Genomic DNA, 14010 nt, shown 5'->3' on the forward strand with positions numbered 1-14010 from the left:
AGTACCACCATGGCTGTCTACTATAAGCAGGTTCGTTTGCCCTCCGATGTACTGGAAGCATTGGGGGATCACTCCGGTCATTGGTGGTCGGCCCCCGAGCTGGAACCAGTCATCGTCGAGGCCATCCGCGCCTTCATCAAACCGGCATCGGCAACGCGCCAGCGGCCGGCGGACATGGATGCGGGCGGGTATCAATGGAAGCAACTGTTCCTCCCGGAAGGTACCAGGTTGCGTGCCAGTTTCGGGGGAATACCCAGCTTCGCCGTGGTGGAAGGCGACGATATCGTGTGCGACGGGCGGACCGTCTCGCCGTCCGGCTTCGCCAACCAGCAAGGGTGTGGCAACCGCAACGCGTGGAAGGCTGTTTGGCTGCGCTTTCCCGGCAGTGAGCAATGGCTGCTGGCCGATGTACGCCGGGCACGGCAGAACGCGGCGATCTCACGCCTGTTCAACGGCGATGCGCCGACAGCCGATCGGGCCACAGCACCACATCCGGTGCCGGCGAGCCGTGCGAAGCGCGCCGCAAAACCCCAGTTCAAGCCGAAGAAACAGGCGGTCCGCCCACCCGATATGGCGGCGAGGGTGCAAAACGAAGGCAAGCAACGCGAGCATGGTGCCGGAAGAAGTGCTCGCCGCAAGCGCCGGGCTCAAAAACGCGTTCCCGGCAATCCGTGAAGAACCTAAAAAAAGCCTGACGCTGCTAGCGTCAGGCCATGGCCGCCGGGGTGTGCGGCGCGAAATGATCAGCGGCCGTAACCGCGCTCGTAGCCTCGCTCGTAACCCCGTTCGTAACCCTGGTCGTAGCCACGATGATGTTCATGTTCATGTTCGTAGTAGCCGTGGCCACGGTACTCGCGATATTCGCGGTAGTAGGGCCGCGCCGGTTCCACGTAGACCACGCGCGGCGGGCCGTAGTAGCGCGGTGGCGGTGCGTAGTAGACGGGCGCCTGCTGGTAGTACACGGGCGCCGGCTGGCTGTAGACCCGGGTTTCGACATAGCCGCGGCGGTAGCCGCGATCGTCCGTGCTGATGCTGTTGCCCACGGCCGCGCCCACCAGGCCGCCGACGATGGCGCCGTCGCGGCCGCCCGCGTTGCTGCCGATTGCGGCGCCGATCACCGCGCCGGCCGCCGTGTTGAAGTCCCGGTCGCCGGCCATGGCGGCAGACGAGATTGCCATCGCGGCCAGCGTGACCGCACCCAGGATTTTCTTGCTCAACATGGTGATTCTCCTTGCATCGGCGACTATCGGGATGATCAGTTTGGCCGTCGTATGAGCTTCACTATATCGTCCGGCAAAAAAACCACCATGCCTTATACACATTCTTACATTCGGGGAAGCCGTGTAACATTTTCCGGCATTCCCGTCAGGCCGGCGCGGCGGGCCTCCCATTCCGGGCGCAGCAGGCTGTACAGCGTCACGTCGCGGAAGCTGCCGTTGATGAAGAAGGACTGGCGCAGCGTGCCTTCGGCCGTGAAGCCGCATTTCTCGGCCACGCGCACCGAGGCCTTGTTCTCGGGCGCCGTCATCAGTTCCAGCCTGTGGTACTGGCTCACGTTGAACAGGTAGTCGATCAGCAGCGTGCAGGCCTCGGTCACGTAGCCGCGCCCGGCCAGCGCCGGATCGAACAGCCGGTAGCCGATTTCGCGCATGGTGGGCGTGCGCGCCTTGAAATGGGTGATCACGCCGACGATGTGGTGGGCCAGGTCCTCGATGACGAACAATTCGCTGTCCTCGGACGCGAAGCCGTTCTGCATGAATTCCTTGCGCATGGTTTCGGGCGACTTGAACTGGCTGGAAAAGTAATCGCCGCGCGAGGGCAGGTCGTTGACCAGCGCGATGAAGGTGTTCAGGTCGGCCGTGAGCAGATGGCGCACGGTGCACAGTTTCCCTTTGAGCATGGACGCTTCCTTCCTGGCTGGGCACGAGTCCCCATGGTAAGGCAAGCTTGCCGCCGAATCAACGGGGCTTCGGGGATGGTCAAAATGTAATGGTTGCTGCGAAAAATAATCAAATAGGCTATTGTTGCTATCCCCCGTCATCCGCAGGGGAAAAATTATCAATCATGAAACGTTCCATTCCACACCCGAGAGACAGGATACGCATGCACACCGTTTTCAAGAACGCCCTGGGCCACAAGCCCGTACTGACCATGCTGGCCGGCTGCCTGCTGGGCGCCGCCGCCTTGCCCGCGCTGGCCGCCCCGGCCAACGATAGCGCCACGCTGGCCGCCATTCGCGACCGCGCCATGCAGGACAACTGGGCCTACGATCGCCTGGCCGACTTGACCGACCTGGTGGGCCCGCGCCTGTCCGGCTCGCCCGGCGCGGCGGCGGCCGTGGAGCAGGTGGCTGAGGCCATGCGCAAGCTGGGCGCAAAGGTCACGCTGCAGCCGGTCAAGGTGCCGCATTGGGTGCGGGGCGCCGAGTCGGCCGAACTGGTCGAGTACGCGGGCCGTCCGGCTGGCATCACCCAGCGCGTGGTGCTGACGGCCCTGGGCGGCTCGGGCGCCACGCCGGCCGCCGGCCTCACGGCGCCGGTGCTGGTGGTGCACAGTTTCGATGAGCTGCAGGCCCGCGCGGCCGACGTCAAGGGCCGCATCGTGCTGTTCGACGTGGCGTTCGACCAGCAGATGGCTGACCGTGGCCTGGCCGGTCCGGCTTACGGGCAGGGCGCCAACTACCGCGTCAACGGCCCGCGCAAGGCGGCTGAATTGGGCGCCGTGGCGGCGCTGGTGCGCTCCGTGGGCGGCGCCGACTACCGCATCGCGCACACGGGCGCCACCTTCCTCGACGACAAGGCCCGCATCCCGGCCGCCGCCGTCACCACGGAGGACGCGCTGCTGATGGGGCGCCTGTTCGCGCGCGGCCCGCTGAAGATGCACCTCACGTTGACTCCGCAAACCCTGCCCGACGCCGACAGCTACAACGTGATCGCCGACCTGCCCGGCAGCGACAAGGCCGATGAAGTGGTGATCGTGTCCGGCCACCTCGATTCCTGGGACCTGGCCACCGGCGCCAACGACGATGGCGCCGGTGTGGCCGGCGCCATGGGCGTGCTGGCCACGCTCAAGCAGCTCAAGCTGCAGCCGCGCCGCACCATCCGCATGGTCGCCTGGATGAACGAGGAGAACGGCACCCGTGGCGGCAAGGCCTATTTCGCCGCCAACAAGGACCACATGGACCAGCAGGTGGCCGGCATCGAGAGCGATGGCGGTTCCGGCCGGCCGTTCGGCGTGCTGTCGAGCGTGGGGCCCAAGGCGGAGCCGCTGTTCGCGCCCCTGATGGCGGCGCTGGAGCCCATCGGCGCCGGCGTCTTTACCCGCCGCGACGAGCTGGGCGCGGCTGACCTGTCCCCGCTGGAGCAGGCCGGCATGCCCGTGTTCGAGCCGCAGGTGGATACCCATCGCTATTTCGACTACCACCACACCCCGGCCGACACGCTCGACAAAGTCAACCCGGACGACCTGCGCCGCCACGTGGCCGTGATGTCGGCCCTGACCTGGTTCCTGGCCAATACCGACCAGCCCATCGGCCGCGTGGCCAAGCCGTAGGCGCCAGCGCCTGGCTTGACCTTGCGCGCCGCCACGTGGCGTTGCTTCGTGCTAGTCTGTAGGGGTGAACCGTAAGGAGAGGACCATGGACCAGCAGTCGAAAATCCACTACAAGGGTTGGGAAATCATGCCGGTGGCCTTGCCCACCAGCGACAGGCGGTGGACAGCCAGCTGCGACATCGCCCGCGCCGGGGTGGACGGCGTGGAGGTGTTCGAAGGCGCCACCATGCAGTTCCTGCGCGAGACGGAGGACGACGCCATCGCCGCCGCCTGCGACGAAGCGATCCGCCAGATCGACAACCTGATCGCCAACCCGCTGGTGCGGCTGGCCTGAATATCGGCCTGAATATCGGCCTGGCCACCGGCCGCCAGCGCGGCCGGGCTGCGTTCAGCGCAGGCTGGCCAGCACGACCCGGTTGCGGCCGTCGTGCTTGGCGCGGTACAGGGCCAGGTCGGCATCATGCAGCAAGGCCGGCCAGTTGGCGTGGCCGGGGCCATACACGGCCACCCCCACGCTGACGGTGAAATGGAGCGGCCCGAACGGGGTGGCAATGGCCAGCATCGACAGGCTATGGCGCAACCGTTCCGCGCAGCGCAGCGCATCGTCGCGGTCCGTCTCCGGCAGCACGCAGACGAATTCCTCGCCACCGAGCCGGCCGAAATGGTCGATTTCGCGCAATTCCCCCTGGCAGGTGCGCACCAGCGCCTGCAATACGCGGTCACCCGTCTCGTGGCCATACTGGTCGTTGACCTGCTTGAAATGATCGATGTCGAGCATCGCCACGGCCAGCTTGCGGCCATGGCGCTGGGCCAGGGCCAGTTCGCGCTCGGCCACTTCCTCAAGATAGCGTCGGTTGCAGGCGCCTGTCAGGCTGTCGTGCTGCGACAGGTGCAGCAATTGCTGCTCCAGCAGGAAGGACTTTTGCTGGAACATGCGCATCACCAGCAGCATGACGGTGGCCAGCGCGACGGTGAAGGCGTATTGCATTAGCCCGCTCACGCACAGCAGCCACGGCAGCCGCCATGCGCTCAGCACCACGTACAGCACGGTGGGTGCGGCCAGCATGCGCGCGAACACGGGCAGGCGCAGCGTGCACAGGGCGGCCGCGAAATCGCAGGCGGCGATGCCGGCCAGGCCATACACCAGCCCTTGCGGTAGGATGAAAGCGCACAGGATCAGCGCGCAGACATGGGTGACGTAGATGTGGGTGCAGCGCCATTCCACGCTCCAGCGTAGCGCGTTGGGGAAGTAGGCGGCGCTGCCGGCTAGCACGGCCAGTGCCCGCAGCGCCAGCGTGTAGCGGGCCAGGTGGGGATCGAGCAGCATGTCCCACACGGTGAACAGCAACATACCCAGGCCGAACAGCGGGCCCAGCACAGGCAGCATCTGTTCCAGTTCCGCGTCGTGCTGGGCATGCATGGCGCGCTCGGCCGGTTGGGGCAGGGCCCGCAAACGCTGCAGGCCCAGGCGCTGCAGGGCGGGTGGGCGCAGCGGCGTCCCGGCGGAGGCCGCGTGGGCGGCGTGGTGGGCGGCCGGGGGCCGCTGGGTGGCATTCATCGCATTTTCCGATTCTTTAGATTCAGAATAGCAAGTGAATAGTTATTCGTGTTTGATCTGGGTCAAACGCTTCGGGAAAGCCGGCGCAGGCCGGCACCCTGTGCCTGTTGGCAGTGTCATTTGCATTCCATGGTCAGGCTTTTCAGCTCGGCGATGGGGATCATGAAGGTCTCGTGGATGCGCAGCACCAGGTCGGCATTGACGGCCAGTTTGCCGTGGCGGATCTTGCTCAGGCGGGGCGCCGATACTTGCAACGCCTTGCCCAGGGCGGCGTCGTTCTTCAGGTCATGGCGCGCGATCACGGTGTCGAGCAGGCGGTGCGGGTTGCGTGGCTTGTGCGGGCGGCGGGGCGCGGTTGTCATGCTGCTTTCCTTTCAGGCTGGGAGGGAGTCGTGTTGTGTTGTTGATGGATGGCGCACACAGCCGGCCAGTCGGCCAGCAGCGCGCGCACGCAATCGGGATCGAAGTGGGCGCCGGCGCCGGCGCGCAAGTGCTCGGCCGCCGCTTCCAGTGTCCAGGCCTTCTTGTAGGGCCGTTCCGAGGTGAGCGCGTCGAACACGTCGGCCACGGCCGTGATGCGGCCGTAGATGGGAATGGCGGTGCCGATCAGTCCCTGTGGATAGCCGCTGCCGTCGAATTTCTCATGATGCGACAGCGCGATCTGGGCCGCCACCTGAAGCAGCGGCGAGCTGCTGCCTTCCAGGATGTCGGCGCCGATGCGGGCGTGGCCGCGCATGACGGTCACTTCCTCGCTGGTGAGCCGGCCGCGTTTGAGCAGGATGCTGTCGGCGATGCCCACCTTGCCGATATCGTGCATGGGCGCGGCGTCGCGCACCAGCGTGCATTGGTCCGGGTCCATGCCCAGGTTGCGCGCCGTCAGGGCCGCGTAGGCCGCCATGCGCAGCAGGTGGTCGCCCGTCTCCGGGTCGCGGTATTCGGCCGCGCGCGACAGGCGCAGGATGATCTCGCGGTCGCGCTCGGCGATGGCGGCCGTCGCCTTGCGCACCTCGTCAGCCAGCCAGGTGGCGCGGTTGGCCAGCTCGCGCTGGGCCTTGCGCAGCGTGAGCAGGTTGCCGACGCGGGCCCGCAGTTCAGCCGTGTTGACGGGCTTGGTCAGGAAGTCGTTGGCGCTCAGCTGCAAGGCCTGGTGGCGCACGGCCGACTCGGTGTCGGCCGTCACCATCACCACCGGCGTCATGGCCTTGCCCGGCAGCGCGCGGAAGCGGCGCAGGAATTCCAGGCCGTCCATGGTGGGCATCATGTAGTCGAGCAGCACCAGGTCGGGTTCGTTGGTGGCGCACCAGTCCAGCGCCGCCACCGGGTCGCTGGCCAGGCGTGGCGTGGCGCCGACCGTGGTGGCCAGCATGTGGCTGAATAATTCGAGATTGGTCGGTTCGTCGTCGACGATCAACACGTCCATGGTCATGTGCTCCGGTTCAGGCCTGGCGCGCGGGCGCCGATGGGGTAGCCAGCCGCGTGGCAGCGTTGGCAAGGGCTTCAGCGCTGGCATGCTGGCCGTTGTCGGCCACGCCGATGGCGCAGCTCAGGTGGCTAAAGCCGGCGAAGAACGTGTGGCCGATCAGATGGCGCAGGCGGGCCGCCAGTTCCTCCGCTTCCGCATGCGTGGTGCCCGGCAGCAGCAGGGCGAACGCGGCGTCGTCCCAGCGCGCCACCACGTCGCTGCTGCGTACCTGCTGGTGCAGGAAGGCGGCCAGTTCAACCAGCACGGTGTCGGCGGCGGCGGCGCCGAACAGGGCGCCGATCCGTTCGCACTGCTCGATCCGCACCATGACCAGCGACAGCGGACTGTGGAAGCGGCTGGCCCGCACGAACATCATGGCCAGCATCTTGCGGCACTCGTGCTGGCTGTAGCTGCCCGTGAGCGGATCGGCGGCGCCATCGTGGCCGCCACGGTATGAGGGGGCGTGGGCCGGCTGCGCGCCGGCTTCCGGTTCACCTGCGGGCGTGACCAGCCGCAGGACTGGGTGTGGCGCCGCTGGCTGTGGCGTGGCGGCGCTGGCCGGGCTGGCGGTGCCGGTGGCGGCGACAGGCGCCGAGTTCAGGGACAGCAGGCGCCCTGATTCCAGCACGGCCCGCAGGGCCAGGGCGGCGCCGCCGGCCACCAGCACCACCAAGATCAGCGTGTGTTCCCACACCGCCAAGCGCGGGGCGTACAGCAGGGCGCCCAGCAGCAGCAGGGCAGCGACCAGCAGCGGCAAGGGCCGCAGGCTCTCCACGCCGGGCCGGGCCGGATACAAGGGCAGGGGCGCGCCGTGCGGGCGGCGGGGATGGAAGGTCTGGTCTGGTCGGTTCATCGTGGCCTCGCGCCGTCGCCGGCGTGCGTCATTCGGCGCGGAAAAAACGGTATTTCCGCGCAATTCGCAAATTCGCATCGCGCCAGCCCGGCCCACCGCTATGCCTGTGGACGTTTTGGCGGCATAATGCCCCTAGTGGCGTGGAGGGAAATGCCAAAATTTCCAGCGCCTGAACCAATTATAATGAATTTATTTGCGAATTGTTGGAATTGCGAAAATTAATTTTGCCGAAAGTCCTCACATGAAAATCAAGGAAGACGCGCCAGACGAAGTGTGTACGACGCAGCAGGCGGCCGAGATCCTGGGCATTTCTGTGTCGTCAGTGCAACAACTGGTGGAAGCGGGCGTGATCGAGGCGTGGAAGACCAAGGGCGGCCATCGCCGCATTCCGCGCCATGCGGTGCTCGCGTACAAGTCCGCGCCGGCGTTGGCCGGCGGCGCGCGCACCGGGGCCGCGCTAGCCGCCGTGCCCGCCGCGGCCCGCCCGCTGGGCGCCGATGGCCGTGTGTCCATCATGGTGATCGAAGACAATCCCATGCAGCGCGCCTTGTACGAGCGCCAGATCGACGCCTGGGAGTTGCCTGTGCATCTGACGTTCTGCGAGAACGGTTACCAGGCCTTGTTGCAGATCGCGCGCGGCCAGCCTGACGTGTTGCTGGCCGACATAGTCATGGATGGCATCGATGGCTACGAAGTCATCAGGACCATCCTGGACGACCCCAAGCTGGCCTCGATGCGGATCGCGATCCTGTCCGGCCTCACGGAGCAGCAGCTGGAGGAGCGCGGCGGCGTGCCGCCTGGCGTGGTGTTCTTTGCCAAACCCGTCAATTATGACGAGCTGCGCGGTTACCTGCGGGGCTGCATCGCCCAGCGCCTGCGTGAGTTGAAATGATTTTATCAAATTAAACGAATTTGACATTTCTTTGAAACTGGAGCACTATCTGATTGCAGGCGCAGCGCGCGGCCACCCCGGCCCGTGGCGGCCGCGGCGGGGAGAGCGAAATGTGGCGAGGGTCAGTCAAGAAACTGGATGTGCGCTGGCTGGTGGCCTGCTTCGGGCTGTTGCTGATCGCCGGTCTGTGGTGGTTGACCTTGACCCAGCTGGCCGACGCCAAGCGCACCGAGCTGGCCGATGCGGAGCGCGACGCGCAGGCGCTGGTGCGCCTGTCCGACGAGCACGCCAGCCGCACGCTGGAGGCGGCCGACCAGGCCGTCATTTTCCTGCGCCATCGCTACCAGAGCCAGGGGCTGGCGCTGGACATTCCCGCCGAACTCAAAAGCGGCCTGGGCACGCTCGACCTGTATAACCTGTTTTCCATCGTCGACCAGCATGGTGAAGTGGTGCTGTCGAGTCATCCGTTCAAGCCGATGAACTTGAGCGACCGTGAGCACATCCGCGTCCACATGCGCACCGACACGGGCCAGCTGTATGTGAGCCAGCCCGTGCTGGGGCGGGTGTCGGGCAAATGGTCGCTGCAGCTCACGCGCCGCATCAACTACCCGGACGGCAGCTTCAAGGGCGTGGTGGTGGTGTCGATGGACCCCGAGTATTTCATCCGCCTGTACCGCGATATCGACGTCGGCCCGCATGGCGTGATCGCCCTGGTGGGCGCGGACGGCGTGATGCGGGTGCGGCGCGTGGGCGGCGAGGCGTCGCTGGGGCAGGACATCCATACCAGCAAGCTGTTCGCCAATATCGTCGCCCAGGGCCATGGCGGGATGACGGCCGATGGTCCCATTGATGGCCGGCGCCGCATCTATCGTTACGCCAAGCTCGATCATTTCCCGTTGTACGTGGTGGTGGGGATCGACCTGGAAGACCGCATGGTCAACTTCGGCGTGCGGCGCAGCCAGGCGCTGCGCCTGGCCACTGCCACCACGGTGCTGATCGCGCTGTTCAGCGGCGCCATCATCGTGCTGGTGGCGCAGTTGATCGCGCGCCGCGAGCAGGCCGTCGCGGCCAGCCTGGCCAAGTCGCGCTTCCTGGCCAATATGTCGCACGAATTGCGCACGCCGCTCAACGGCATCCTCGGTTATTCCGAGCTGCTGGCCGAGGAACTGGGCGACAGCCGCCTGGGCGGCTTCGCGCGGGCCGTGCAGAGCAGCGGACGCCGCCTGCTCGGTTTGATCGAGTCGGTGCTGGAGCTGAGTGCGCTGGAATCGGGCCGCACCACGCTCGCCCTGCAGCCCGAGCCCCTGCGCGAGGTGATGGAGCAGGCGCTGGGCATGCAGCGCGACGCCGCTGCCGAGCGCCACGTGGGCCTGTGCGTCAACTACGGCCCCGACCTGCCTGAGAAATTCGTGTGCGACCGCGCGCGCCTGCTGCGCGTGCTCGACATCCTGCTGCGCAATGCGCTGGCCGCCACCAGCTACGGTGCCGTGCAGCTTGACGTGCTGCCCGTGTCCGAAGGTTTGCTGCTGCGCGTGACGGACACCGGTTGCGGCATCTCGCCCGAACAGCAACGGCGCTTGTTCCAGATCTTCACCCAGCTTGACGACTCGGCCAGCCGCGCCAAGGGCGGCGCCGGGGTCGGACTGGCCATCGCGGCCCGGCTGGTACGCCTGATGGAGGGCCGGATCTGGGGCGAACCCGGATCGGTACAGGGCAGCGTGTTCACCGTCGTGCTGCCGCCGCTGGCGCCGCCCGTGCGGCCCGTGGACGCGTCGCTCCCCGTGGCGGAGCCGGCATGAGCGGCCCGCGCTACCAGGCGATTGCGCCCGACGTGCTGATGAAGGCCGTGGCCGGCGACCTGCCGACGTTCCGCAGCCTGTCGCAGGTGTACCTGGCCATCGCGCCGCCGGCGCTGGCGCGCATGCGCGCCGCGCGCGCGGCCGGGGATGCGCGTGCGCTGGCGCACGAGAGCCATGCTTTGAAAGGCAGCGCCGTCCTGGTGGGCGCGCACGCGCTGTGCGCGCTGCTGCAGCGCATCGAGCAGGAGGCTGGCGCAGGTGTCGCGGCCGGCGCCGGGTTGGCGGCCCTGTGGCCCGAGCTGGAACTGCAATTCGGGCTGGTGATGGACGAGGTGACCGACAGCATCGTGCACTACCTGGGCGCGCCGGCGGGGGGCGCATGACGGAGCGCAGGAATGAGCGTACAACTGAGCGCGCAGGAGAGCGCACCGGGGAGCGTGCGGCGGAACACACGGCGGCGGGCGAGGCGGCCGGCGCGCCAGGGGGGGCCGATGGCGCACGCCGGCGCGAGCGGCGCCACCCGCTGCGCTGGACCGGCCTGAGCGCGCGCCAGGCGGCGGCCGTGATCGGCGGCGCCGTGATCCTGTTGCTATGCCTGGCCACGCTGGGGGCGGCCTGGCTGCTGCGGCAGCGCGCCATCGAGGACTGGCGCAGCGACATGAGCAGCCTGTCGCTGGTGCTGGCCGAGAACGTATCGCAGACCATGGCGTCGACCTACCTGGTGCTGGACGGGTTGACGGAGGTGGTGCATGGCATCCAGGTGCGCGCGCCCGGTCCGCTGGCCGCCGCCACCCGCAATGAACCGCTGTTCCAGACCATGCGCGACAAGATCAGCGGCTTGCCCCAGATCGATGTGGCCACCGTGGTCGATGCGGACGGCACGGTGCTCAATTTCACGCGCAGCTTCCCGCCGCCACCCATCAACCTGGCCGACCGCGATTACTTCGCCTACCACCGCGACCACGCGGACAACGCGCCGTTCCTGAGCGAGCCCGTGCGCAACAAGGGCAATGGCAAATGGACCTTCTACGTGAGCCGGCGCCTGAACGACAGCCAGGGGCGCTTCGCCGGGGTGGTGCTGGTGGGGGTGTCGTGCGATTTCTTCAGCCAGTTCTTCCGCAACGTGAGCCTGGGCGAGCACGCGGCCATCTCGCTGTACCGGCGCGACCAGACCTTGCTGGCGCGCTGGCCGCAGGTGGAGCAGATCATGGGCAAGCGCGTGGTCACCGGCAACACCAGCCAGGTGCTGGCCCGCGGGCTCGATCATGACGTGCGGCTCAGCGCCGGTCCGCGCGAGGCGGCCGGCGGCCAGCCCGTGTACCGCATGGGCGCGGTGCGGCTGGTGCGTAATTATCCGCTCGTGATCAACGCCACCATCACCGAGGAATTGCTGTTGGCCGGCTACTGGCGCAACCTGCGCCTGCTGGGCGGGATCGCGCTGGGCAGCCTGGTGGCGCTGTCGGTGGCGTTCTGGATGATGGGCCAGTTGCTCAAACGGCGCGAGCAGGATGCGGAGCAGGCGCGCGCCCTGATGCGGATGGCCGACGCGGCCAGCGAAGCCAAGTCGCGCTTCCTGGCCATGATGAGCCACGAGATCCGCACGCCGATGAACGCCATCGTCGGTATGTCTGAACTGATGCTCGGCACGCAGCTCGACGCGACCCAGCGCGGTTATGCCCGCAACGTCCACAGCGGCGTGCTGGAGCTGATGCAGATCATCAACGAGGTGCTGGACTTTTCCAAGATCGAATCGGGCCGCATGGAGCTGGTGCAAGGCTTGTTCGATCCCGCCGAACCGGTGCGGCAGGTGGCGGCCCTGCATCGCGCCAGCGCCGACGCCAAGGGTCTGCAGCTGGAGGTGGTGGTGGGCAGTTGCCCGCGCAAGGTGTATGGCGACGCAGCCCGCTTGCGGCAGGTGCTGGGTAACCTGGTCAGCAATGCGATCAAGTTCACGCCGTCCGGCAGCGTGGCCATCGGGCTGGAGGCGCGCCCCGAGGCGGGGCGGAGCGGCAACTGGCGCCTGTGCTACACGGTGCGCGACAGCGGCATCGGCATGGACAGCGAGGCCCAGCACCGCCTGTTCGAGCCGTTCATCCAGGCCGACAGCACCATCAGCCGCCAGTACGGCGGCACGGGCCTGGGGTTGGCCATTTGCCGCCGCCTGGTGCGCCTGATGGGCGGCCACATCGAATGCAGCAGCACGCCCGGACAGGGTTCTGTGTTCCGGGTCGAGCTGCCTTGCCGCTTGCATGCGCCGGCCGGCGCCGTCAATGGCGGGACGGCCGACGGGGCGTCGTCGTGGCCGGCGCGGGCCGCCGAACCCGTGCCCGCGCCGGGTGCGCTGGCCGGATCAGCGCCTCGCGATAGCAATGTGCCGGCCGCACCGCCGGCGGCGGCCGAACCGGGCCAGGCGCCGCGCGTGCTGCTGGCCGAGGATACGGAAATGAATCGCCAGCTGGCGCGCATCCTGCTCACGCGGCTGGGCTGCGAGGTGGTCGAAGCCATCAACGGCCAACTGGCGCTCGAAGCGCTGGAGACGGGCCGCTACGACCTGGTGCTGATGGATTGCATGATGCCGGTGATGGATGGCTACGAGGCTTGCCGGCGCCTGCGCCAGCGCGAGGCCGAGACGGGCGCCCCGCGCTTGCCCGTGATCGCGTTGACGGCCAGCGCCATCGAGGGCGACCGCCAGCGCTGCCTGGCCGCCGGCATGGACGATTACCTGTCCAAGCCTTTCACGGCCGCCGAGTTTTCCGCGATGGTGGTGCGCTGGGGGCGTTTGCCGTCCGCGCCGCCGCCGATGCCGGCGCCGCCGCCATCGGTGCCGTAGCCGGGGCCGCGACAGCAGCCGAAGTCGAAGCAGAGGCCGCAGGCGTGCGCTGCTGCTTCTGCGGCCGCACATGGGGCTGCGCCTGCACCTGCACCTGCGGTTGCAGCGGGGGCAGGGCGGCCAGCCGCTCGGCGAGGAATTCGAGCAGGGCGCGCAGCTTGGGCGCCATGTAGCGCGCGCTCGACACCACCAGGTGCACCGGCAGCGGTTCCGGTTCGTAGTCGGCCAGCAGGCGCACCAGCGTGCCGGCCGCCAGGTCGTCGGCCACCTGGTAGGACAACGCCCGTCCGAGACCGAAGCCGTCGCGCACGGCCACCAGCGTCGCCTCCGTGTCGTTGAGCGTGAGGCGCGGCGCCAGCTTCACGGCCAGATCGCGTCCGGCGTGGCGAAAGCGCCATTCCTCCTGGGGCGAGCGGATCGCCGTGAACACCACATCATGTCCATCCAGTGCCTGCGGCGTGTCCGGCGTGCCGTGCCGCGCCAGATAGGCGGGGCTGGCCACCACCATGCGCCGCACCTCGCCCACGCGGCGCGCCACCATGCCGGCGTCGGCCAGCGGGCCGATACGCACGGCCAGGTCCAGCCCTTCTTCGATCAGGTCCAGGTTACGGTCGTTGAACAGTAGTTCCACCTGCATGGCGGGATGGGCGTCCAGGAAGCGCATCACCAGCGCCGTCACGTGGCGGCGCCCAAACACTTGCGGCGCCGTGATGCGCAGCTTGCCGCGCAGCGGCGCGTCCGGGTCCTCGCGCACGGCCTGTTCATAGTCGGCCAGCACGCGGCGCGCCATGTCGGCCAGCCGCAGTCCGGCCTCGGTGGGCGCCAGCCGGCGCGTGGTGCGCTCGATCAGCCGGGTCCCCAGGCGTTCCTCCAGCGCGGCCAGCGCCCGCGTGACGGCCGGCGCGGAACGGCGCAGGCGGCGCGCGGCGCCACTGAGGCTGGCGCAGTCGAGGATGGCGATAAAGACGGCCAGTTCGTCCAGACGATCCACTGATTCTTCCGGTAAGTGAAAAAGTAATTTCCACTATAGCATTATTTACATCAAATAGTGGAATGCCTACCAT

Annotated in this window: 14 protein-coding genes; 7 read left to right on the forward strand and 7 right to left on the reverse strand. The window is 67.8% G+C overall.

The window, feature by feature from the left end; translation table 11 throughout:
• Window positions 1–9 precede the first annotated feature (9 nt).
• Complete coding sequence (locus H3H37_RS11105) at window positions 10–675, forward strand: hypothetical protein (protein WP_182162357.1); 666 nt, start codon at window positions 10–12, stop codon at window positions 673–675.
• 68 nt (window positions 676–743) lie between these two features.
• On the opposite strand, the gene H3H37_RS11110 is transcribed toward H3H37_RS11105, so the two are convergent.
• Together H3H37_RS11110 and H3H37_RS11115 are read right to left on the reverse strand one after the other, a co-directional pair.
• Window positions 744–1220 carry a YMGG-like glycine zipper-containing protein gene (locus H3H37_RS11110; RefSeq protein ID WP_182162359.1) on the reverse strand — a complete coding sequence of 159 codons (477 nt, stop codon included), beginning with the start codon at window positions 1218–1220 and terminating at the stop codon, window positions 744–746.
• 104 nt (window positions 1221–1324) lie between these two features.
• Window positions 1325–1900, reverse strand: a complete 576-nt coding sequence (locus H3H37_RS11115; protein ID WP_182162361.1) for a GNAT family N-acetyltransferase — start codon at window positions 1898–1900, stop codon at window positions 1325–1327.
• A 203-nt stretch (window positions 1901–2103) separates the two neighbouring features.
• On the opposite strand from H3H37_RS11115, the gene H3H37_RS11120 reads away from it, so the two are divergent.
• Window positions 2104–3552: a M20/M25/M40 family metallo-hydrolase gene (locus H3H37_RS11120; RefSeq protein WP_182162363.1), complete on the forward strand. Its 1449-nt coding sequence runs from the start codon at window positions 2104–2106 to the stop codon at window positions 3550–3552.
• Between the two features lie 85 nt (window positions 3553–3637).
• On the forward strand, window positions 3638–3886 hold the full coding sequence (locus H3H37_RS11125) for a hypothetical protein (RefSeq protein ID WP_182162365.1): 249 nt from the start codon (window positions 3638–3640) through the stop codon (window positions 3884–3886).
• Window positions 3887–3940: 54 nt separating this feature from the next.
• On the opposite strand, the gene H3H37_RS11130 is transcribed toward H3H37_RS11125, so the two are convergent.
• The 4 genes from H3H37_RS11130 to H3H37_RS11145 all read right to left on the reverse strand — a co-directional run bounded on the left by H3H37_RS11130 (window position 3941) and on the right by H3H37_RS11145 (window position 7425).
• Window positions 3941–5110: a GGDEF domain-containing protein gene (locus H3H37_RS11130; protein WP_182162367.1), complete on the reverse strand. Its 1170-nt coding sequence runs from the start codon at window positions 5108–5110 to the stop codon at window positions 3941–3943.
• A 116-nt stretch (window positions 5111–5226) separates the two neighbouring features.
• The gene (locus tag H3H37_RS11135; RefSeq protein WP_182162369.1) at window positions 5227–5472 is read right to left on the reverse strand and encodes a helix-turn-helix domain-containing protein; all 246 of its coding nucleotides are present in this window, start codon (window positions 5470–5472) and stop codon (window positions 5227–5229) included.
• Entirely contained in the window at window positions 5469–6530 is a 1062-nt protein-coding gene (locus H3H37_RS11140) for a response regulator (RefSeq protein ID WP_182162371.1), read from the reverse strand. Before H3H37_RS11140 ends, H3H37_RS11135 begins: the two co-directional genes overlap by 4 nt.
• A 16-nt stretch (window positions 6531–6546) precedes the next feature.
• Complete coding sequence (locus tag H3H37_RS11145) at window positions 6547–7425, reverse strand: GGDEF domain-containing protein (protein ID WP_182162373.1); 879 nt, start codon at window positions 7423–7425, stop codon at window positions 6547–6549.
• Between the two features lie 241 nt (window positions 7426–7666).
• Between H3H37_RS11145 and H3H37_RS11150 the strand changes: the two genes are divergently transcribed.
• From H3H37_RS11150 to H3H37_RS11165, 4 genes are all read left to right on the forward strand, one after another.
• Window positions 7667–8317 carry a response regulator gene (locus H3H37_RS11150; RefSeq protein WP_182162375.1) on the forward strand — a complete coding sequence of 217 codons (651 nt, stop codon included), beginning with the start codon at window positions 7667–7669 and terminating at the stop codon, window positions 8315–8317.
• 110 nt (window positions 8318–8427) lie between these two features.
• On the forward strand, window positions 8428–10116 hold the full coding sequence (locus H3H37_RS11155; protein WP_182162377.1) for a sensor histidine kinase: 1689 nt from the start codon (window positions 8428–8430) through the stop codon (window positions 10114–10116).
• On the forward strand, window positions 10113–10499 hold the full coding sequence (locus H3H37_RS11160; RefSeq protein ID WP_182162379.1) for an Hpt domain-containing protein: 387 nt from the start codon (window positions 10113–10115) through the stop codon (window positions 10497–10499). The genes H3H37_RS11155 and H3H37_RS11160 overlap by 4 nt, the downstream gene beginning before the upstream one ends.
• The gene (locus tag H3H37_RS11165; RefSeq protein WP_182162381.1) at window positions 10496–12946 is read left to right on the forward strand and encodes a hybrid sensor histidine kinase/response regulator; all 2451 of its coding nucleotides are present in this window, start codon (window positions 10496–10498) and stop codon (window positions 12944–12946) included. The genes H3H37_RS11160 and H3H37_RS11165 overlap by 4 nt, the downstream gene beginning before the upstream one ends.
• On the opposite strand, the gene H3H37_RS11170 is transcribed toward H3H37_RS11165, so the two are convergent.
• Entirely contained in the window at window positions 12852–13937 is a 1086-nt protein-coding gene (locus tag H3H37_RS11170; RefSeq protein ID WP_182162383.1) for a LysR family transcriptional regulator, read from the reverse strand. The genes H3H37_RS11165 and H3H37_RS11170 overlap by 95 nt on opposite strands.
• Between the last annotated feature and the right edge of the window lie 73 nt (window positions 13938–14010).

The sequence above is a fragment of the Rugamonas brunnea genome (assembly GCF_014042345.1).
Lineage (GTDB): Bacteria > Pseudomonadota > Gammaproteobacteria > Burkholderiales > Burkholderiaceae_D > Rugamonas > Rugamonas brunnea.